Below are 21,863 nucleotides of genomic sequence, written 5' to 3' on the forward strand. Positions count from 1 at the left end.
CATCGATCAGATGCACGCCGCGCCGTTGCAGGAAGGCGACGACGGCCGGGCCGAACAGGCAACCCAGGTCGGCGGCGAGGAAGGGCAACCACGCGAACAACGCGATCTGCGTCAGGTCGAAATGCCGGGCCTGGACGAGATAGAGCGGCATCCAGAGCGACAGCATGCCCCAGACCGGATCGGCCAGGAAGCGCGCCGCCGCGATCGCCCACAGGTTGCGGCGACGCAGCAACTCGCCCAGCGGCGGGCGGCGGCGACGCTTCGCAAGCGCGGCCTCCTGCCCTTCGACGATCAGGGTGCGCTCGGCGGCCGTCACCCGGCGATGCCGCGCGGGATGCGCGTACCAGAACAACCAGGCGACCACCCAGAGCAGCCCCAGCCCCCCGGCCACGAAGAACGCCGCGCGCCAGCTATGGTAAAACACCGCCCATGCGACCAGCGGCGGCGCGAATACCGCCCCGAACGAGGCCCCGATCTGGTAGATGCCGCCGGCGATACCGCGTTCCCGGGCGGGGAACCATTCGGCGACGACCTTCATCCCCGCCGGCTGTGCCGAGCCCTCCACCAGCCCCAGCGCGCCACGAAGTCCGGCAAAGCCCAGCCAGCCATTGGCGAAGCCGTGCCCCAGCGTGATGAGCGACCAGATCGCGACGAACAGGCTGAAGCCGATCTTCAACCCGATCAGGTCGAGCAGATAGCCGGCCACCGGCTGGAACATGATGCCGAACTGGAAGGCACCGGTGATCCAGCTATATTGCGCGGACGAGATATGCTGCTCCGCCATGATCGCGGGCGCGGCCACGCCCAGGATGCTGCGCGTCAGATAGTTGATGACCATCGCCACGACGAACAGCCCGATGATCGTCCAGCGGATATAGGGAAACGGCCTCACCCGGACACCCTCGTCGATGCAGTCCCGATGCTCCCGCGCCGTCGCATGCGGGCGACCGGCATTGACCTTTCCCCTCCTCGCAAGGCAGGACCCTGAGCGAACATGGGGCGGGTGCCCCACGACAGGACGGACCGGGATTGACGGGTAGAAGACGGCGCCCGCGCGGCGTGACGATCATCGACGTGGCCAAGGCGGCAGGCGTTTCGCCGATGACCGTCTCGCGCGTCATCAACGGCGATGCCGGCGTTCGCGACGAGGTGCGCGCACACGTCAGCGAGGTGATCGCCACGCTGAACTACACGCCCAACATGATGGCCCGCAGCCTGGTCACCTCGCGCGAGATCCGCATCGGCGTCATCTATTCCAACCCCAGCGCCGCGTTCATGAGCGAGTTGCTGGTCGGTGTGTTCGAGGAGGCTTCGACCCGCGCGGCGCAGCTGTTCCTGCTGAAGGGCGAACAGGGCCGTCCACCGACGCGGGACGCGATCGAGGGGCTGATCGCGCAGCGTATCGCCGGACTGATCCTCGCGCCGCCGCTCGGTGAATCCGGCTTCGTGCGGGACATCATCCGGGAGGCTGGGCTGCCGGTTGCGGTCGTCGGCGGCATCGCGCCCGACGCGATCTGCGTCGGCATCGACAATGCCCGTGCCGCCCATGACATGACGCGCCACCTGATCGGATTGGGTCATCGACGTATCGGCTTCGTCCACGGCAATCCCGGCCAGTCCGCCAGCATCGAGCGCCTGGCCGGCTTCCGAGCCGCCATCGCGGAGGAAAGCGGCCTCGAAACCCGGATCGTGCAGGGCGACTATAGCTATGCCTCGGGCCTGATCGCCGGCGAGGAACTGCTGGGAAGCGGGAATCCACCGACCGCGATCTTCGGCAGCAACGACGATATGGCGGCTGCCATCGTCTCGGTGGCGCATCGCCGCCATCTCGACGTGCCCGGCGATCTGACCGTGGCGGGCTTCGACGACAGTATAGCGGCGACGACGCTGTGGCCGCCGCTCACCACCATCCGTCAACCCGTCCGCGCGCTGGCCACCGCCGCGCTCCACATGCTGATCCAGGACATTCGCGGTGGCGCCGCGACGGGCGACGGCGAGCCGCGCGTCACGATCCTCGACCATCAACTGATCGAGCGCGACTCCACCGCGCCGCCGCGTTCCTGAAAATGGCGCTCCACCCCAGCGATGCTCCGGATCCGGTTGCCTGGAAGCGGACAGAGTACGGACCGATCCCGTCTGCGACCATGTCGGTGACATGACGACGGGAACCCGCCTTTCGCCAGTGTGGAGCAACGAAAGCAAATTCATCTCCCCTATCGCCCCGGAGCCGTCACGCCGGCCTGGGTCTGGATCACCGGCTTCATCGTCCCGTCGGCATTGTAGCGGAGGCGCTCGACGGTCACCGCGCGTCGGCCGATCGCCCCGCTCTGGTCGCCGATCGCCAGTGTCGCATTGTGCAGAAACAGATAGGACTTGCCCTTGAACTGGGCGATGCCGGGGTGGATGGTGAAGCTGTACTTGCCCGACCCCGTCAGCAGCCCGCGATAGGTCCATGGCCCCTTCAGCGACGGTGCGGTCGCATAGGAGATATGTTCGTCCCGCTGCGTCGTCCGGTCGAGCGAGGCATAGGTCAGGTAATAGAGCTTGCCCCGCTTGTGCAGCCACGGCCCCTCCTCGAAATGCGGCGGCGTGATCTCGGTGATCGGACCGTCGATCTCGATCATGTTGGGCTTGAGCCTGGCGATATAGCATTGCCGGTTGCCCCATGCGATCCAGGTGGTGCCGTCGTCATCGGTCAGGACGGTGGGGTCGATATCCTCCCAGCTGTGCGTGCCCTTGGGCGTCATCTCATTGGTGATCAGCGCCGATTCCTTGGCGTCGACGAACGGCCCGGTCGGCGTGTCGGAGACGGCTACCGCGATCGCCTTGCCCGGATGGGTGTCGTCATGCTCCACGGCGGCATAGAACCAGTATTTGCCGTTCTTGTAGATCGTCTGGCTGGCCCAGGCGTCCTTCTTGGCCCATGTGAAGTCGCGCACGTTCATGATCGGCCCGTGCGGGGTCCAATGGCGCATGTCCGTGGTGGAATAGACCAGCCATTCCTTCATGTTGAACATCTCGTCACGCTGCGCCTCATCATGCCCGACATAGAGGTACAGGCGGTCACCCACGACCAGTGGCGCGGGGTCGGCCGTGAACCTGTCGCGAATGATGGGATTGCTCCCCGGCGGATCGGCGGCCAGCACCGCTGCGGGCAGCGCCAGCGCCATCAATGATGCGATCGTCCGCGACAGGCTCATATCGGCCCCTCCCCTTAGAAGTTGAAACGTACGCCCGCGCGGAACACCCGGCCCAGCACATCATAGAGCGCGGGGTTCACGAAATAGGGTGACGGCGCGGGATCGCGATTAAACAGGTTATCGACCTTGAAATAGGCGGTGACCGCCGGGGTCACGTTATAGGTGCCGCCGATGTCGAAATAGAAGGCGCCGGGAATGAAGTTCCGGTCGATCGTCGGACGGTTGACGGTCGAGGCGGGGCAGCCCGTGGTGCACACGACATATTGGTTGCCGAGATTGCCGTCGCTGAACCAGCGTTCCTGAAGCAGAAGGGACCAGTCGTCGGTCGCATAGGTCTGCACCGCCAGCCACTTCCACTTGGGCGTGTTGCCGATATTCACGCCGGCGGAATCGTTCGGGATGGTGCCCGGCAGGCCGGTGTCGGTGATGAACCGCCGGATATTGGTCGCCAGCGCACGCAGCGTCAGATTGCCCGCCAGCCCCAGCGGATTGCGCCAGCGATAGCTCGCCTCGATGTCGAAGCCATCGGTCAGGATCGAGGCCAGGTTGAACGACTGGACGTTGATGAAGTTGGGGCCGTTGGGATTGTTCAGGTTGAACACCCCGCACGTCTCGGGCGCTATGTTCAGGAAGCACAGGTTGACGATATCCTGCGCGCCGAGGCTGGAGATGACGTCGGTGATCTTGATCTTGTAATAGTCGACCGACAGGCTCAGGCCCGGAATGGCCTGGGAGTTGGAAAAGGCGATGCCCAGCGTCGTGTTGCGCGCGATCTCCGGCGTCAGGTTGACGTTGCCGATGGTATTTTGCAGCGCGAGCACGGTGACGTTGCGGAAGGGATCGAAAAAGCCCGGCAGGGTCGTGGTGACGGGTGCGGCGAACAGCTCCGACAGATTGGGTGCCCGGACGTCGCGCGAGGTGACGCCGCGTATGCGCAGGCCATCGACGGGCAGGTCCCAGGTCCCGCCGATCTTCCACGCCCAGACGGTCCCCGACGTGCTGTAGTCCGTAACGCGCGCCGCCCCGTTGATGTTCGCCCGGCCGCCCGCGTCCGAATCGATAATCGGCAGATTGGCCTCGATGAAGGCTTCCTTGACGCTGTAGGCGCCACCGCCGTTCTTGTAATTGCCGGCATACCAGTTGTTGCCATCGGCCAGCAGCACCGGGTCCGCCGGATAGGCCGCATTGGCAGGTGTGTTGGCGAAGCCCGCGCCGTAGGGATCGGCGCGTACGCGGTAGAACTCATGGCGGAACTCGCCGCCGAACGCCACCGACACCGGCCCCGCCCAGGACGAGAAGGGCGAGCCCGAAAAGTTCAGGCTGATCACGTCCTGGGTCTGGCGCGTCCGCTGATATGGACCGCGATCGGGCATGATATAGCCGAGCGCCGCCCCGGACGGGTTGCCGCCGAAGATGTTGAGCGGCTGGCATCCATTGGCGCGCGCGGTCGGATCGGCGCAGACGATCGCGCCGTTCACCGTGGTGGCGTTGATGGCCTGGTTGAAACGGCGCGACAGCAGGATGTTGCTGACGTCGATGTCCGTATAGTTGGTGCCGTGCTCGAAATAGATGTCGTAGGACCAGTCGGACCCCGCGACCGCCTCACGCCCCTTGGCGCCCGCGACGAAGCGGAACTGGCGGCGATCGGTATAGACCTGGCTGTTGCCGAGCGCGGCGTTGCTGGTGCCATATTGGAAATTGGTGATGCCCGCCGTCGTGCAGGCCGCCTTGACCAGCGCCGGGACATAAGGATTGGCGCACTGAATGGTCAGGTTGGGCCGGTTCTGCCCACCCACCGGCTGATTATTGGTCTTCACCTGGCCAATATTGATCGTGCCGTACAGCTCGCCATTGGGTGCGAAGTCATAGCCGATGCGGCCATAGCTATTTACCCGCTGAATCCTCGATTGCAGAGAGCGGCCGGCGTCGACATTGCCCGACAGGTCGCCGCCCTGACAGAAGCCGGGCAGGCAACCGATGACGTTGCCCGCCGCATCGCGGGCCGGCACGCCGTTCGAGCCATATTGGAACTGGAACGGGTTGCCCGACTGGTCGAAGGCGATGCCCTGAAGCGGCCCGGCGGTGATCAGCCCGTATTTCGTGTAGTTGTAGGACTGCGCATAGTCGCGGAACAAATATTGCGGCGACCCGTCGTTCAGCACGTTGCGGTTGATCAGCGTCGGCTGGCGGAACCAGTCGCGCCCACCCGCCAGACCGATGCCGAAATCGCCGCCGCCCACGCCGTCCTCATGCGCATATTCGGTGCTGGCGATCACGTGCAGCCTGTCGTTCAGCAGGCTGGTCCCACCGGCGAGCTGGACAAGCACCTGTCGGTCGTCACCATAGGTGGTGACGCCGCCCTGGACATTGCCCTTGATCCCCTTGAACCGGGTATCGGTGATGAAGTTGACCACGCCGCCGACCGCATCCGAGCCGTATGAAGCCGAGGCGCCGCCATTGACCACATCGACCCGCTTGATCAGCAATTGCGGAAACAGGCTGATGTCGGGCACGCCGGTGACATTGGCGCCGACCACCCGCTGACCGTCGAGCAGCGTCAGGGTACGGATCGCGCCCACGCCGCGCAGCGAAAACGAACTGAGACCCTGCTGCCCGCTCGACGTGCTGAACGTGTTGACCGAGGTGCCGCTCGATCCCTGAAGAGAGGGAAGCTGCGCGATCGTCGTGAAAACGTTGGGCTGCGCGTTGGCGGCGATCTGTTCCTCGCCGATCACCGTTGTCGGCGTCGGTGCGGTGAAGCCGCCGGTGGTGATGCGTGAACCGGTGACGATGATGTCGCGGCTGCTGGCCTCGTCCGTCTCCGCCGGCGTCGCGGCGGGCACGCCCGATGGGTTCGGCGCATCCGACGGTATCGTGGCTTGCGGCGTTACCGTCTGTGCCCAGGCGGGTGCCGCCACGATACACGTCGCGATCACCCCCAAACTGGCCGGTGCGATGATCCCACGCCGCAGATGGCGGGCGCGCGATTCCGTCGCCTTCACGATCCTCATGTTCCTCTCCCTGGCCCGTTCCGTATATCTGGTAACGTTACCAGCATCCTTGTCCGATTCCTGCTCCATGTCAATGCTCTGACATTTATACGGATTTTTCAGTTCGGGAGGCGACCGGGAACCCCTGCCACGGCTGAGAGTCCATGCCGCAGCAATGCCCTCCAACTCGTTGTCAAGGAAGGCAATTGGAGATCGAACAGGATTATGGATCGGGTGGCGTTTACCTACGCCCCGTCACACCGCCACGGACCGCTCGACATGGCCGTCCGCCCCGAAGATCCGTAGATAGCGGTCGATCTCCGACGGCAGGCCGGTTGCCTTGGCGGGGTTATCGGACAGCTTGACCGCGGGGCGGCCATTGGCGCTGATGACCTTGGCGACCAGGGATATGGGCGCGAGCCCCTCGCCACCGGCCGGGTCGCAGCCTCGGAAATCGTTGGTCAGGTTCGTTCCCCAGCCAAAGCTCATCCGCACCCGGCCATGGAAATGGCGGTAGGTCGCCTCGATGCTCTCGACGTCCATGCCGTCGGAAAAGATCAGCAGCTTGCCGCGCGGATCGCGGCCATGCGCCCGCCACCACGCCATGATCTGCTCGCCCCCTTCGATCGGCGGCATCGAATCGGGCCGAAAGCCCGTCCAGTCGGCAAGCCAGTCGGGCGCGTTGCGCAGGAAGCTGGTGGTGCCGAAGGCGTCCGGCAGGGCGATCAGCAAATTGCCGTCATAATGCGCCTGCCATTCCTCCAGCACGCGGTAGGGCGCCGCTGCGACACCGGCATCGTCCTCGGCCAGCGCGGCGAGAACCATCGGCAGCTCGTGCGCATTGGTGCCGATCGCCTCCAGGTCGTTGTCCATCGCCAGCAGCACGTTGGAACTGCCGATGAAGCGGTCGCCCAGCCCTTCCTTCAGCGCCTCCACGCACCAGCGCTGCCACAGGAACCCATGCCGTCGCCGCGTGCCGAAATCGGAGATGACCAGGTCGGGCAACTGGCGCAGCCGCTCGAGCTTCTCCCACAATTTCGCCTTGGCGCGCGCATAGAGAATGTCCAGCTCGAACCGCCCCCGTCCTTTCAGCGCGGCGCGCGATCGCAATTCGTTGACGATGGCCAGCGCCGGGATTTCCCACATCGTGGTGTGCGTCCAGGGACCGTCGAAATGCAGCTCGAACTGCCCGTCGACCGTGCGCAAATCATATTCGGGCAGCTGGAAATCCGCGAGCCATTGGATGAAGTCGGGCGCGAACATCCGCTGCTTGCCGTAAAAGCTGTTGCCAGCCAGCCAGATCAGCTCCTTCTTGGTGAAGCGGACGGTGCGTGCGTGGTCGAGCTGTTCGCGCAATTCGGCCTCGTCGATCACGTCGGCCAGCCGCACCGCGCTGCTGCGGTTGATCAGCGAGAAGGTCGCCCGCACATCGGGATGGCGATGGCGGATCATCTGCAACATCAGCAGCTTGTAGAAATCGGTATCGAGCAGGCTGCGCACGACCGGATCGAGCCGCCAGCCATGATTATAGACGCGGGTGGCGATATCGGTAACGGGCATCATCGATCCTTCCATCGTCGACGGAAGCGGGGCTGCACTTCCGCGCCAACGGAACGCCCATAGGATCGATGCGGCACATCGGCCACCCGGTGCCTTGAAATGACGGGGGTCGACGGGAAGATAGGGTGTCCGAGCCGCCGGCGCACCGGCCCCGATCGAGCATCCGCCGGCAAAAGGCCGGGCCGGACGCCAGGTCCGGCCCCATGCATCTTACCAATTCACTCCGGCGCGCGCATAGAGATAACGCCCGTTGAAACCGAACGGCGAATAATAGGGGAAGCCCAACACGCCGGTCGAATTGTTCGCGGCGATCTGCTGCTGCGGATAGACGTCGAACAGGTTGCTGACGCCCAGCCCCAACTGAACACCGCGATCACCGGCATAACGCAGTTCGATGTCCGTAATCGCACGGCGACCGGTCGGCACATCGGCGGCGGGCGTCGTGCCCGGCTGGATGACGTTGCCGTAATAGGTCACCCGCGCCAGCGCGCCCAAGCGGTCGAGCGACCAGTCGATCGTGCCGGTCACCTTTTCGCGCGGCGTGCCCTGCTCCAGCGTCAGGATGCGGCTGCGCGCGAACAGCGTCGGCGCGGGGTTCAGAACGGCGGTCGAGGTCGGCACCCGCGTCACGTCGACGTCGTTGATGTTGCCCGCGACCGTGAAATCGAACGTCCCCGCTTCACCGGTTCGCCACCGGTAATGCGCCACCGCGTCGATCCCGCGCGTCGTCGAGGCGAGCCCGTTGATGAAGAAGCGCGCGGCCGAGACGTTGAAGGGTGTTAACAGCGCGGCCACCTGCGGACTGAAGGTCGCCTGGATATTTTCCGACAGGCCCAGCTGGTTGCGCAGCCGGATCTGGTAGGCGTCCACGGTCAGATCGAAGCCGCCGGCCCGGATCACGGTTCCGATCGACAGGTTGGTCGACTTTTCGGGTTCGAGCGGCAGGCCGCCCAGCGCCGCCCCTACCGGCGACACGGATGGGAAGGTGCCGGTCAGGATCGGCACGCCATTGGTGACGACCGACGCAATCTGGGTGAAATATTGCTGTTGCAGCGACGGCGCGCGGAAACCGGTCGAGGCGGTGGCGCGCAGCGCGAACCAGTCGGCCACGTCATAACGCGCCGAAATCTTGCCGTTGGCGGTGCTGCCGAAGTCCGAATAATCCTCGAACCGGCCCGCCAGGCCGACCAGGAACTTGTCGGTCAGCTGTGCCTCCAGGTCGAGATAGGCGCTGCCGTTGCGGCGGCTGCGCTTGATCTCGTTGCGGGGAGAGAAGCCGCCGAACCCCTGCGCGCCCGGCGATGCACCGGGCACCGCGCCGGTTTCGGGATAGTCGTAGGAGGCGCGCTCGCCGGCGACGATCTTGTACCCCTCACGCCGCCCTTCGATACCGAAGGCCACGTTCAGCGACTGAAAGACGTCGAACTGGCGCGTCACGTCCAGGCCCGCGACATACTGGTCATAGATCAGCGCGCCGTCGTTGAAATCGCGCGGCGTCGCTGCGCCATAGGCATAGTTGGCCGAATTGAGCGTGCGGAACGCGATCCGGTTGCGGCCATAGCTGAACGACAGATCGACGTCGAAGCCGGCCACATTGCCCTTGATGCCGGCGGCCGAGTTCAGATCCTGCGACTTGGTGTTAATAATCGGCAGGAAGCCGTTGGGGTAGCCTGCCAAACGGGTCGCCGCGCTGGCCAGGCGTGGGAAGGCCGCACCGCGCGAATCCCGGTCCTGATAACCGGCAAAGGCATACAGGCTCCAGTCATCGACCAATGTCGTGCCGGCGTTGATGAAGCCGGTATATTGCTCGACCTCCGGGTCGCCGTAGCGGCCGGTGATCCGCGTCGGGGTGACGCGCGGATCGAAATCGGCCCGGTTGGTCGGTTGACGGTTGAGATACTCGCCCGACACGGTGACGAAGCCATCCTCGCCAAAGCCGAAACCCTGCCAGAGCGAGGCGGTCACCGCATGTTCGCCGGTGACATGCCGGTTGCCCCGCGCGGTGTCGACCTGGGTATCGTAGAAGCCGTAATTGACCTGCGCCCCGCCGCCCGAGCGCGCCTTGCGCAGCCGCAGGTTGACGACGCCGGCGATCGCGTCCGAGCCATATTGCGCCGAAGCGCCGTCGCGCAGCACCTCGATCCGGTCGAGCGCCACGGTCGGGATGGTGTTGAGGTCGACCGCCGCCGACCCGCGCCCGACGGTGCCGTTGGTGTTGAGCAAGGCCGAGGTGTGACCGCGAATACCGTTGATGAGCACCAGCGTCTGGTCGGGCGAAAGCCCGCGCAGCGTCGCCGGGCGGATCGAGTCCGTCCCGTCATTGGCGGAGGGACGCGGGAAGTCGATCGAGGGCGCCACCGTCGCCAGCGCGGCGCCCAGCTCGGTCGTGCCCTGACGCTGAAGGCTGGCGCCGCTCAACACGTCGACCGGCGAAATGCTGTCGAGGCGGGTCCGCCCTTCGACGCGGGTACCGGTGACGATGACCTCGTTCTGCTGGTCCGCCGGCGTTGCGACATCGGCCCCGGCCGGCGCGGCTTCGGCCGGCTCGCTGCGCCCCGTCTGCGCCGCCGGCTGCGACGCGGTCTGCGCGGCCACCGGCGCCCCCAGCACCGTGGCGAGGATCGTGCCGGTCAACGCGGCCGTGCGAAGCTGATGCACCCTTATATTCTCCCTGTACTGCCCGGCATGACCGGGGGTGCCGCATATAGCGACGGCCAGGTCTTTGATCCGATGAGAAAATCTGTGGTCGGTAAAAGGCGCGGTTGGGATCGCGGCGACAGTGCTTCGCTGCCCCTGTTTCAGGTCATACGAGATTCCAACGGCTTATCACCGATAAGAAAAGTGGAATCTCGGCTTTTCGAACGTGTTCCGCCCATGGACAAAAGGAGTACGCCGTGCGTAGGTGACGCCGGTGGCGGCATTACTCTTCCTGCTTTTGGCGGTCATCATGGCGTTCACCGGCGGCGGTGCGGCATGGGTCGTCACCGCGACCGTCGTCGCGGCCGCGACCGCCGGGACCTTGCTCCCCGATCTCGACACCCCGCTGCGCCTTCGACATCGCAGCGCCCTGCTCCACAGCATCCTGCCGCTCGTCGTCGCGACCCTGGATCCCCGGACATGGCCGGTCGCCGCCGGGCTGGGCTTCGGCATCGGCCTGCATCTGGCCGCCGACCTGTTTCCAGCGCGGATGAAGGGATTTGCGACGATCAAGTTTCCGCTATGGGGATCGATCGGGCCACTTCTGTCCTATTTATGGATCGCGACCAACGCCGCCGCCAATCTGCTGGGCGGCCTGATCCTGCTCGGGCGGGTGGCGCAGGGTCAGGCGATGCTGGCGGCGATTGCGACGATCGGGGTAATGGGCACGGTCTATCTGATCCGCACCGATGGCGGCTGGTGTGCGCTCGCGCTGTTCGCCCTGATCGGCTGGCTCGCATTTCGCTGACGCTTGCCCGAAACCGCAGGGTGTAAGCCTCGGGCTGAGAGTCCCTAGCCCCCGGCCGTCGCCACGATCCCGGGCAGCGTCTTGATCGGTTCGATCGTGATCGCCCGGAACCATGTCTCGGCCCCTTCCGATTGCAACTGTACATGACCGTGGGTCAGCGGCCGGCGGGTGCCGTCCGGGGCTATGGTTGCCAGGTCGCGCACCTCGGCTACGGGTACGCCGTTGACGACATGCACCGCATGGTCGCCCACGACATAGAGGTCGAGGGTGTTCCACTGACCGATCGGGCGTTCGGCATCGGTCGCCGCCTCGACATTCCAGGTGGGCGTGCCATTGACGATGTCGACCTGCCGCCCGCCCAGCCGATAGCGCAGATGCGGCGCGATAATGGTCGGATCGTACGCGACGCTGCTATGCCCGCGTATCCGGCTGCCAACCGCGACGATCATGCCGGTCGAGCCGCGCATGATCTCGAACTCGGCCGAGGGACGCCAGGTGCCGAACACCTCGCCCGGCACACCATGGCTATGGTAAAGAAGCCCATTGTTGCGCGGCTGTCGTTCGCGCGGGGCCCAGGTCTTGGCGCCCCATTTGAACTGCAGGCGAAGGTGGTAATCGCGCAGATCGGCGCGGTGCACCAGGCTGCCCCAGGTTTCCCCCTTCACCCAGATGGCCGGGGCGCCATCGATCTGCCGGACCGCGAAGTCGCCCCTGGTGTCCCGGCCGATCCCGATCGGCGTAGCGCGGGGATCGGATTTATAGGTGATCGAGGGATCGGCATAGCCGAGCCATGGCGTCCACCCTTTCAGGCTCCGTCCATCGAACAGCGCGATCGCCTTGCCTGTCGCCGCCGGCACATTCACCAGCCGCAGCCGTTGCGGGGTAGCGACCGGATCGCCGGCGATGGTACGCGCCTGCTGATGGGAATCCTGCGCCAGCGCCAGCGCCGGCACCGACAAAGCCACCAGCGCCATTCCTGCTCGACCAAGGCCTCTCATCACGCCCCTCCCCTTCATGGTGATTATGGGGCGATGATAGCGCGTTATCGCTAACAGGCGAGAGACATTCTGCGTCGCGTCCGCGAGGGCGGCGATGGCGAAGACAATCCGTCGCCCGCCATCGCCGCCAAAGGATTATGGCCCGACGTCGGCCGCACCGCTCTGGACGCGAAGCGCCTTGCCCGCCTTGAAGCCCAGCGCGGAGCCGACACGGTCGTCCCATCCATAGGGGTCGTTACGCACGATCGGCTCGCCGTCCTTGTCGAAAAGGACAGTCTGATAGAGCAGCCGGACCGGGATCTCACGCGGCAGCTTCACGAACGTCTCCTCGCCCGTCTCGCGTGCCCGGTGCCATTCGTCCTGCACGCCTTCGTCCTTCGCCAGCATCTCGGCAAAGCCCAGCGCGTCTTCCACCCGCACGCACCCATGGCTGCGCTGACGCTGCACCATCGCGAACAGCGCCTTGGCGGGCGTGTCATGCAGATAGATAGCGTGATCGTTCTTCATGTCGAACTTGACGAGGCCCAGCGAGTTCTTCGGCCCGGACTGCTGGACGATCCAGCCATCCTTCCAGGCCATGTTGTTGGCCCGAAGATAGGCCGACCCCTTGCTGGCCAGTTCCTTTTTCTGGATCGAGCGCGGCACCGTCCATGTGGGATTGGCAACCAGGCGAAACATCGGCGAGCCCAGTTGCGGCGTTTCGGTATCCGGCTCGCCGACCACGACCCGGCGGCTGTCGACGATCTTGCCGTCGCGCCAATAGGTCAACCGCGCCGCCGCGATATTGACGTCGATCCGCGTCGCCGGCGGCGTGCGCTCCAGCCAGCGCAGCCGCTCCATCGCCACCGCGATCGCCCGGGCACGGTCGACGTCCGACATGTTCAGGATGGCGAGTGCTTCCTTGCCGATGATCCCATCGGACTTCATGCCGTAATCGGCCTGCATCCGCCGCACCGCGTCGACGACCGGCGGCGAATAGCTGCTCCCCTGTGCGGCGTCCGGGGGCAGATAATCGAGGATCACCAGTTCCCGCACGATCGCGGGAAGGCGTGGATCGGTCGCGCCGGGCTTGATCGCCTCGCCGGTGTCGGCGACCTGCGCGTCGCCACTTTGCGGCTGCTGTCTCAGCTTTTGATAGGCGGCGGACAGCTTGCGATAATTGTCATCCTGCGGCGCCAGACCGTCAAGCCATTTGGCGAGGTCGCCGGACCGAAGGGCCCCGGCGAGCCCGGCCTTCAGATCGGGCGAGGGACGCGGGATCGTATAGACCTTGTACAGCTTGGTCGGATCGCTGGCGCCCCGCGCAAGTGCATTCGCGTAGCGTAGCGCCTGTTCGGTCAGCGCCGCGTCATCGCTTGCGGACGCATCGAAGCGCATCTGATCCAGCCCATGCGCGCCGCGCCCCTGGATCGCCTGGCGAAGCTGTGACCGCGTCTTATCGCTCCAGCGGGCGGGGCCCGCCGTTTCGTCCGCCGAGGCGGCCGCATTTGTCTGGTCGGACCCGGCCTGGCCGCCGCACGCCGACAGCAACAGCCCCAATACCAAGGACGTCCCCACTCTCCGATGCATGCATCTCTCCATCATTCCGCCTCTGCAACGCACCTGGCCGTCAGTGGCTCCACCCTTCAGGCTCTCATCCTCATTCGGTCAATGCCAGACGGCGTCCTGGATGCACTCGCCATGCCCCTGAAAACACGCTCGCTTCGGGTATGTCCGATCACCGATGCCGCCCGTAGCTCGGCGCCACCGAACGATGGAACGGGGCGTGCAAAGCGTGTATTGGCCGCGCTGCCCCAAACATCGCGCAAGCTGCCCCGCCCCACTTTATCAGCCTTGCACGCCGATGAGGCCCAGCAGCCCGATCGCCGCCGTCACCAGCGCCAGCGCAACCACGCTCGACAGCGCGACAAGGGTCGCGGCCTCCTTTTCGCGCGTGCCTAGCAGCGAGGCGAACAACGACACGTTGGCGGCGATCGGGAACAGCGCGATCAGGCCGACCAGCACCTGTTCGCGTTGTCCCAACACACCCACGAACAGCGCTTCGATCGCCAGGGCTGCCGCGACCAGCACGATCGCGCTGACCTGTCGCACGGCCAGGATGCGGGCCAGCAGCCGCCCGTTCGTCTCCCCGGACCTCACCTTCGCAAGGTTGAACCCGATCACCGCCATGCCGAGAACCGAGACCAGCGTCGATAGCAGGTCCGCCGGTGCCCGTACCGCCTCGGGCGATTGAACGCCGGACACTTTGAGAGTGACGGCCACGACGAAGGCGTAGAACAGCGGAATCCGCAAAGCCTTTGAGGCCGCCTTGGCCCGCCCTTCCTTGGTCCGGGCGACGCGGTAATAGCCGATGGTGTCGCCATAGAGCGCGGTGCCGACGAACGCGCAGATGATGGTCGATACGGCCGCTTCGCCGAACAGGGCGCTGGCCACCGGCATGCCGAAGAACGCTACGTTGAAGAACGAAAAGCTGGCCGACAACAGCTGGGGATCGAAATCCTCGTCATGCCGCCGCGACAGCCAGTGCGCCGGCAGCGCCATCAGCGCGGCGACGCAGAACATCATCGGCGGTATGACCGCAAGCTCGGCGGGATCGGCGCGCAGCACCTTGTCGATGACGAGGAGCGGGATCAGCGCATAGACCAGCACGCCGGAGATCAGCTTGGGCGCCCAGGGTACCCACTTTCCCCCACCCCATGCGAGCAGGATGACACCGAACAGCGGCAGGACCTGGGTCAGGACATCGCCTACGCCGCCGTTCATCGCGCGTCTCCGGCGATCTTGATGAGCATGTCCTGCACCGCCTTTTCGGCGCACCGCACGTTGAACCAGACCGCGTTCGTATCGCGCTGCACGCCATTGACGAGCTGGCCCACCGCGTAAAGGCGCGGGGCGTCGCGATCATGGGTGATGACTTCGCCGGTCTGGCGATGCGCCTCCACCCCGCCCGAGGGATGCGGATGCAGCCAACCTCGATCCGCCAACTGGATGATCAGGGCATCGGGTATCTCATCCAGCGTCATCGCGGTCCCCGTTGCGTTGACGACGACCGGCGCGCAAACGGTATCTCCATTGGCGAGGCTGGAAATGAAAATCCGCCGTTCCGCATCCCATATCGTGTCCTTGACGCCGCCATGGACGCGCAGCTTTCCACACGCCGCCGCTTCGGCCAGCCGGCATGCATTCGTCATCGGCATCGTGAACCGCGCCGTGGCGAAATGGGGTCCCAGCCACCGGGCGAAACGATCGCGATCGCGCGGCCCCAGCAGGTCCCACATCTCTGAAGCCTCGAATCGTGCAGAGGTCAGGATACGCTGGAATATCTCCGTCCGGGCGTCGGCCCGGGCGATGTCGATGGGCAGCACGTCCAGCGCGGGGCGATCCATCCTGTTTTCGGCAAGCCAGTCGATCCGCTCACCTTGCGCCGCAGCGGCTTCCTCGGCTTCCCGGCGGAACAAGCGAAAAAGGTCGACGATCGAAAATCGCGGTCCCCGCTCACGGATCAGCCGCCTCATCCGCGACAGCGTGAAATGGACCCGGGGATAGGTCTCCTCCGGCGCCGGGATTTCCACACGCGGCAACATGCCATCCTTCGACACGAAGTGGATAAGCCCGCGATGATCCTGATCCATCAAAGTCGCAAAGCTGTCGATGGCGCTCAGGCTGCTGCCCAAGACGATAACATCCTGATCGACGCCGATCCCCTCGCGCAGCCGCCGGGCAGGCCAGGGGAAATCGAAATATCCCGGATATCCCTCCAATTCCCCGAACCGGGCAGGCTTGGGCGTACCGATGGCCAACAGCGTATAGTCGCTGTCGATGATCGTCCCGTCACGCAGGCGAATGGCCGCCGCATCGCGATTGCCCTCGATCGCGATGGCCTCGCTGCGATGCACATGGATGGGAATACCCGCCCGATCGGCGCGCTCATAGGCATCGGCAAGGACCTGGCGGATATATTCGCCATATTCCGCGCGCGCCGCATATTCGACCCCGCCCGGATCAAGCGGCCGACGTTTTGCGACCCATTCGCGGAAATGCCCCGGCTCACTCGTATAGAGCCCCATCAACCGAGACTCGGTGTTGAGCAGATGCCCGGGCTGATCCGTACCGAACGCCAGTCCGGGGCCCAGGTCATCCTCACGGGATACGAGGTGCAACTCGACGTTGCCAATCGGCGCCGCGGCGAGCCTGATGGTCGCTTCGGCAAAGGCGGCGACACCGCACGCGCCCATTCCGATGATGGCGATGGAAAAGCCCATTATGTCCCCATGCGCAGCAGCGCCAAAGGGTCAGGCGCGATTGCCGGGTTAAAGGGCTTTCGTTCTACCGCCGTTCCGTGGGCAAGGCGTTACGTTTTGTTTCTGAACGCCCGGTGGTTACCAATGCAAGTTCGATGAGTAGGCCGAGAAAGTGCCGGATATTTCGGACTTGCTGATGCGAGCCGCAGGACGACGGTGGCGGCATCGCTGACATTCCCGAAACCGGCCACGCCCTCGATGCGATACCGTGACAGCCCTTCCAAAGCTCACATTTGGCCGGTGAACCGCAAGGCATATATGTAATCGATATTATTACATAACTGTCATGAAAAGACCACTTAACCGTAAACATACGCGATTAGCGGTCCCTCCCGCAATGACGAGCGACCCGATGCGGTCGGCCATTCTCGTCAAGCCGGCGATGCGCCTGGGTTGCCCGGCTGCTCAGCCTAAACGGGGGATTGACCATGACGATGTTTTCGCGCGCCTATCGGGCGCGCCTGCTCTGCTGCGCATCCGGCATATTGCTGACGGCGACACCGACTTACGCAGCGGCCTCAGCATCGTCTGACGGGACAGCTTCGATCGTGCCGCAGTCTGACGTCGTCGTCATCGCAGAGCGTCTTGCAACCGCACGCAAGCAGCAATCGCCGGCGGTGGTCGACAGCATCGTGTATGATGACGTCGAGACGATCGCGGCGGATGGCAACATTGCCGAACAGTTGCGGCTCCTGCCCGGCATCAGCACGATCGACGAGGGCGACGCGCCGCGCTTCGTGACGATCCGCGGCATCTCGCCCGACCTCAACCAGACGACGATCGACGGCATCACGCTCGCCTCGATCGGCAATGACGGCGAAGGATCGCGGATGGTCAATCTGCAGATCATACCGTCAGAGCTGTCGCAGCGCAGCGACGTCTACAAGACCTTCACTGCCGAACAGGACGGGGGCGCGATCGGCGGCATCGTCGATATCATCACGCGCAGCGCGCTCGATTTGAAGCGCCGCTACACGTTGCTCGACGGTTATGGCAGCTACCAGTCGTTCCGCGGGCCCGACGGGCGCAATACGATCGGTGGCAGCGCGCAGCATTGGGGCGGGGGCGCCAAGGGCGTGTTCGCCGACCGCTTCGGCTCGCAGGGCCAGTTCGGCCTATTGCTTTCCGCGCGCTACCAGAGCCGTACGCGCAATTCGTCGAAATGGTGGCAGCCGGCGAAAGTCTATTTCAACGACGCCGGTAAGGCGCTGTCCGGCCCCGATGCGGGCGGATGGGACGGCCGCGCGGTGCCCGGCGACCATAGCTATGGCAGCTACACCAACCGACTGCGCACCGCCGGCAGCAGCGGGAAGCTGGAGTGGCAGGCGAGCGAGCGGCTGCGCGCCTCGCTGCTCGGCTTCGGCTATCGTCTGTGGGAATCCTCGACGATGAACAAGAACGACTTCTACACGCGCAGCACCATCATCGGCCGCACGGCCACGGGCGGCCGGTCGCAGGTCAACAGCATCTATGCGCGCTATCGCTACGACACCTGGGACAAGAAGACCTTTGGCGGCATCGGAACGCTGGACTGGCATGCCGACACGCAGCGGCTGACCCTGCGTGGCGGCTATACCCGCGCGATCTACGACAATCTGCAGCCCTATGTCGGCGTGCGCACCTATCCGGCCAGGCTGTACCTCGACTGGGAGGACGGCAGCGACGAGACCGGTGGCATCCCACGCGCCACGGGGATCAGCGATCCCGCCGCGCCGTTTTCGTCGGTTTACAAGTTGAGCACCGCGAACATCACCCGTCGCTCGGCCCGCGAAGGCCTGGCCGACCTGCGCGTCGATTATGCCTGGAACACCGAGGCGCATGATCGCGGCTTCGGGTTCGCGACCGGGCTCGAATTCCGCCGCCTCGACCTGTCGCGCGACCTGGACGTCACGATGCATCGGCTGGGCCGGGTGATGACCGATTACATGGTCGAGCCCGGCTATGTGCCGGTCGGCTCGATCACATCCTTCCCCTGGGTCGATTATCGCAAGGCGCAGGGCAGCCTGTGGCAGCAACTGACGGTCGACGCGCGCCAGACCGATTACCAGAACCGGGCGAGCGACTATCGCTATGTCGAGCGGCTGTGGACGCCCTATCTGTCGCTCCATTACGCGACCGACGCGACGCGGCTGGTCGCGGGCGTCCGCTACGACCATATCGGGTTCAACACCTATCAGCCCATCATTCGCGACGGCGTGGTCCAGTCCGGCCAAACGCAATCGAAGGGCGGCTATGCCTATTTCCTGCCCTCGTTCGCCGCGGACCATAATCTGCCTGACGGGACGAAGCTTCGGTTCGCCTATAGTCGCACCCTTGGCCGGCCGACGCCGGGCGACATCGCGCAGCCCGAAACCGTGACGTGCGGCGAGGATGACGAGGAGGCCGGCGGGCCCGAATGTTCGGTCCGGCGCGGTAATCCAGAGCTGCGCCCGCGCCGTTCCGACAATTTCGACGTCGGCACCGAATATTATTTCGGCAAGCACGGCGTGATCGGCGTCGCTGCGTTCGCCAAGTGGATCAAGGACGATATCTTCGTCCTGCGTTCGCTCCAGCGGATCGACGACACGCTCTATGCGGTACGTCAGCCGATGAACGCCGACAATTCGCGCTTGTTCGGCCTGGAATTCCAAATCGCCCAGCGCAACGTCGACATTCTGGGGCGCAAGGTCGATCCGTTCTTCAACGTCACCCTGCTCGACGGGCGGATGCATGTGACCGGCGAAGAGACGGGCACGCGCACCGTCGACCGGCTGATCTACCAGCCGCGCGTGACCGCGGCGGCGGGCGCGACCGTGCGTCTGCCCGAGATTGCGGGCGCGTTTCGCGGCACTGTGACGCATCGGTCGAGTTCGCTCACCGCGCTGGGCGTCAATACCAAGGACGATGGCGGCCGCGCCGGGCTGACGATCGTCAACGCCGCCCTGTGGCACAAGGTCATGCCGCATGTGACGTTCAAATATGAGCTCAACAACCTGTTCGACGACCAGCCCAAATTCCTCGTCGGCAATCGCCTGCAATATGTCAGCCAGATCGACAATTACGGCCGCACGGCCTTCTTCCACATCGTGATCAACTGATCCGGCCCGGGGAGCCCAGCTCATGACCATCGACCGACGCCATCTGCTCGCCGCATTTCCGACCTTGTGGATGGCGGCGCGTGCGGGCGCGCTGTCGCCGCGCCCACGCAACCTGGTCGACGCGCCGGGCTTCCTCACGACGCCGTTCTCTCTCGGCGTCGCCTCGGGCGATCCCGATGCCGAGGGCTTCGTCGCCTGGACGCGAATCGTGCCCGAACCGGCACAGCCGGACGGCGGCATGGTCGCCGCCCCGGTGCTGGTCGGTTGGGAGGTCGCGCGCGATCCCGACTTTCGTCAGATCGTGCGCAGCGGCGACGCCATCGCCCATCCCGAACTCGCGCACGCGGTGCATGTCGAGGTCACGGGGCTCGAGCCAGCACGCCCCTATTGGTATCGCTTCACCTGCGGGCGCCATCGCAGCCCGGCGGGCCGAAGCGCGACGCTGCCCCGGCCGGACGCGCGGCTCGACCGACTGCGTTTCGCGGTGGCGGGCTGTCAGCATTACGAGGAGGGGCTTTACACCGCCTGGCGAAAGATATCCGAGGAGCCCATCGACTTCGTCTTCCACTATGGCGATTACATCTATGAAGGCCCCGATCGCGGCCCCGCCCCGCGTCGCATCGGCGGCCGGGTGGTGACGCCGATCCGCCATCACACACACGGCGAGATCCAGTCGATCACCGACTATCGCCTGCGCTATGGTCTCTACAAGGCCGACGCCGATCTACAGGCCGCGCATGCCGCCGCGCCTTGGTTCGTCAGCTTCGACGATCACGAGGTCGACAATAATTGGGCGGGCGACCGCGACCAGGACGGCACACCGCCCGAACTGTTCCTGATGCGCCGAGCGATGGCGATGCAGGCTTATTACGAACACATGCCGCTACGCCGCCGCTCGATGCCTGTCGGCGGGAACATGCGCATGTATCGCGAGGCGCGCTTCGGCGATCTGATGCAAGGCTTCTTCCTCGACACGCGCCAATATCGCTCCGACCAGGCCTATGCCGATGGCGACGTCGAGCAGGGTCCCGACGTCTATTCGCCCGATCGCACGATGCTGGGCAACGCGCAGGAAGGCTGGCTCTTCGATGGCCTGACGCGCTCGACGGCGCGCTGGAACCTCATCGCGCAGCAGGTCCGGCTGATGAACATGCATTATACCAAGCCTGGCAAGGATGTGCCCGTCGCCTCGATGGACCAATGGTCGGGCTATATGCACAGCCAGCGCCGTCTGCTCGCGCATATCGCCGATCATTGTCCGGGCAACGTGATGACGGTCAGCGGCGACGCGCATCGCCATTATGCCGGCGATCTCGTCCACGACCAGCGCGACGAAATCGTGTCGAGCGAATATCTCGCCACCTCGATCACCTCGGGCGCGGACGGGGTCGGCGACGACGATGCCTTCACCCGCTCGGCCAAGGCGCACACGCCGCAGCTGATGGCGATGACCGACCGGCGCGGCTATGTGCTATGCGACGTCCGCCGCGACAGCTTTCGCGGCGACCTCAAGGTGCTGGATACCGTCGCGGTGCCGAATGGTCGCCTGTCGACCTATGCGAGCTTCGTGTCCGAACGTGGCAAACCGGGGCTCCACAGGGCATGAGCACTGCCGGGTATGTGGCTTAGGATTCCTAGATGCCGTCGCCGCGAGGCTTGCCATAAGCCACGGCGAGAAGGCCGCAAATACCCGGCCTCTGCGTATCGCCAGCTCAGGCCCCTGCATCGCCCAGTCGCACGGGCTGGAGCCGACGGCCATCGGCACGGTGCGTCTGTCCGTGGTGATGCGCTTACATGAACGCGATCGTCTCATCGAAGCTCGGGCAACGCCGGTCCTTCGCGATCAGCCGCGCCCCGACCGCCCTGACGAACCATGGCGCGTCGAGCGGGTTTCGAAAGGGCGGCGCCATCGACCGCAACGCTCCATATGGCGGTCATCCATTCATTGATGGATTCGGTTCGGGACATACTAGGCCCCGGTGACCTGTCTCCTATCATTGCCGACATAAGGGCGACCGGCGCCACCTCCCTCCCCGCCATTGCAAAGGAGCTGAACAGCCGGGGCATCGTCACGGCACGCGGCGGGGTGTGGCATGCGTCGAGCGTGAGGAACCTGCTGGGGCGCCTGGGGGCCTCTGGGTGATCCCGTTAGTTTAAGAGAGCGCGGGCAGTGCCCTGCTTTTTTCTGTCTACCTACCTAGGCTCAGGACCTATTAAATAGCTTGCGAGGTCAAGGCAGGGTTGATTCATTGGCGTCGAAGGAGCCGCTGATGAGTGACCTATTCTGGCTGA

General features: G+C 65.0%; 15 protein-coding genes. 6 read left to right on the plus strand and 9 right to left on the minus strand.

Annotated features, from left to right (window positions below):
* A partial coding sequence (locus tag ACQKJZ_RS09880) for an MFS transporter (RefSeq protein WP_427731005.1) occupies positions 1 to 892 on the minus strand: 892 nt, incomplete at its 3' end.
* Positions 893 to 1,059: 167 nt separating this feature from the next.
* On the opposite strand from ACQKJZ_RS09880, the gene ACQKJZ_RS09885 reads away from it, so the two are divergent.
* Entirely contained in the window at positions 1,060 to 2,064 is a 1,005-nt protein-coding gene (locus ACQKJZ_RS09885; protein WP_427731006.1) for a LacI family DNA-binding transcriptional regulator, read from the plus strand.
* Between the two features lie 149 nt (positions 2,065 to 2,213).
* On the opposite strand, the gene ACQKJZ_RS09890 is transcribed toward ACQKJZ_RS09885, so the two are convergent.
* The 4 genes from ACQKJZ_RS09890 to ACQKJZ_RS09905 all read right to left on the minus strand — a co-directional run bounded on the left by ACQKJZ_RS09890 (position 2,214) and on the right by ACQKJZ_RS09905 (position 10,408).
* Positions 2,214 to 3,200: a glycoside hydrolase family 43 protein gene (locus tag ACQKJZ_RS09890; protein WP_427731007.1), complete on the minus strand. Its 987-nt coding sequence runs from the start codon at positions 3,198 to 3,200 to the stop codon at positions 2,214 to 2,216.
* A 14-nt stretch (positions 3,201 to 3,214) separates the two neighbouring features.
* A complete protein-coding gene (locus tag ACQKJZ_RS09895; RefSeq protein ID WP_427731008.1) occupies positions 3,215 to 6,211 on the minus strand; it encodes a TonB-dependent receptor plug domain-containing protein in 2,997 nt (998 codons plus the stop codon).
* A 234-nt stretch (positions 6,212 to 6,445) separates the two neighbouring features.
* Positions 6,446 to 7,750, minus strand: coding sequence for a nicotinate phosphoribosyltransferase (gene pncB / locus ACQKJZ_RS09900; protein ID WP_427731017.1), 1,305 nt, complete (start codon positions 7,748 to 7,750; stop codon positions 6,446 to 6,448).
* A 210-nt stretch (positions 7,751 to 7,960) separates the two neighbouring features.
* A complete protein-coding gene (locus ACQKJZ_RS09905; protein ID WP_427731009.1) occupies positions 7,961 to 10,408 on the minus strand; it encodes a TonB-dependent receptor plug domain-containing protein in 2,448 nt (815 codons plus the stop codon).
* A gap of 253 nt (positions 10,409 to 10,661) precedes the next feature.
* On the opposite strand from ACQKJZ_RS09905, the gene ACQKJZ_RS09910 reads away from it, so the two are divergent.
* Positions 10,662 to 11,195 carry a hypothetical protein gene (locus ACQKJZ_RS09910; RefSeq protein ID WP_427731010.1) on the plus strand — a complete coding sequence of 178 codons (534 nt, stop codon included), beginning with the start codon at positions 10,662 to 10,664 and terminating at the stop codon, positions 11,193 to 11,195.
* 44 nt (positions 11,196 to 11,239) lie between these two features.
* On the opposite strand, the gene ACQKJZ_RS09915 is transcribed toward ACQKJZ_RS09910, so the two are convergent.
* The 4 genes from ACQKJZ_RS09915 to ACQKJZ_RS09930 form a co-directional block, all read right to left on the minus strand.
* Complete coding sequence (locus tag ACQKJZ_RS09915; RefSeq protein ID WP_427731018.1) at positions 11,240 to 12,193, minus strand: 3-keto-disaccharide hydrolase; 954 nt, start codon at positions 12,191 to 12,193, stop codon at positions 11,240 to 11,242.
* Between the two features lie 135 nt (positions 12,194 to 12,328).
* Positions 12,329 to 13,762 (minus strand): L,D-transpeptidase family protein, encoded by a 1,434-nt coding sequence (locus ACQKJZ_RS09920; protein ID WP_427731011.1) that lies wholly within the window; start codon positions 13,760 to 13,762, stop codon positions 12,329 to 12,331.
* Between the two features lie 258 nt (positions 13,763 to 14,020).
* Complete coding sequence (locus ACQKJZ_RS09925; protein ID WP_427731012.1) at positions 14,021 to 14,956, minus strand: AEC family transporter; 936 nt, start codon at positions 14,954 to 14,956, stop codon at positions 14,021 to 14,023.
* On the minus strand, positions 14,953 to 16,455 hold the full coding sequence (locus ACQKJZ_RS09930) for an FAD/NAD(P)-binding protein (RefSeq protein WP_427731013.1): 1,503 nt from the start codon (positions 16,453 to 16,455) through the stop codon (positions 14,953 to 14,955). Before ACQKJZ_RS09930 ends, ACQKJZ_RS09925 begins: the two co-directional genes overlap by 4 nt.
* Positions 16,456 to 16,846: 391 nt before the next feature.
* Between ACQKJZ_RS09930 and ACQKJZ_RS09935 the strand changes: the two genes are divergently transcribed.
* The 4 genes from ACQKJZ_RS09935 to ACQKJZ_RS09950 all read left to right on the plus strand — a co-directional run bounded on the left by ACQKJZ_RS09935 (position 16,847) and on the right by ACQKJZ_RS09950 (position 21,714).
* On the plus strand, positions 16,847 to 17,026 hold the full coding sequence (locus tag ACQKJZ_RS09935; protein ID WP_427731014.1) for a hypothetical protein: 180 nt from the start codon (positions 16,847 to 16,849) through the stop codon (positions 17,024 to 17,026).
* Between the two features lie 16 nt (positions 17,027 to 17,042).
* Positions 17,043 to 19,571 (plus strand): TonB-dependent receptor, encoded by a 2,529-nt coding sequence (locus ACQKJZ_RS09940; protein ID WP_427731015.1) that lies wholly within the window; start codon positions 17,043 to 17,045, stop codon positions 19,569 to 19,571.
* 22 nt (positions 19,572 to 19,593) lie between these two features.
* Positions 19,594 to 21,177 (plus strand): alkaline phosphatase D family protein, encoded by a 1,584-nt coding sequence (locus ACQKJZ_RS09945; RefSeq protein ID WP_427731016.1) that lies wholly within the window; start codon positions 19,594 to 19,596, stop codon positions 21,175 to 21,177.
* 342 nt (positions 21,178 to 21,519) lie between these two features.
* Positions 21,520 to 21,714 (plus strand): recombinase-like helix-turn-helix domain-containing protein, encoded by a 195-nt coding sequence (locus ACQKJZ_RS09950; protein WP_427731019.1) that lies wholly within the window; start codon positions 21,520 to 21,522, stop codon positions 21,712 to 21,714.
* The last annotated feature ends 149 nt before the right edge of the window (positions 21,715 to 21,863 follow it).

Origin of the sequence: Sphingomonas sp. NPDC019816 (assembly GCF_050274375.1) — a bacterium.
Lineage (GTDB): Bacteria > Pseudomonadota > Alphaproteobacteria > Sphingomonadales > Sphingomonadaceae > Sphingomonas.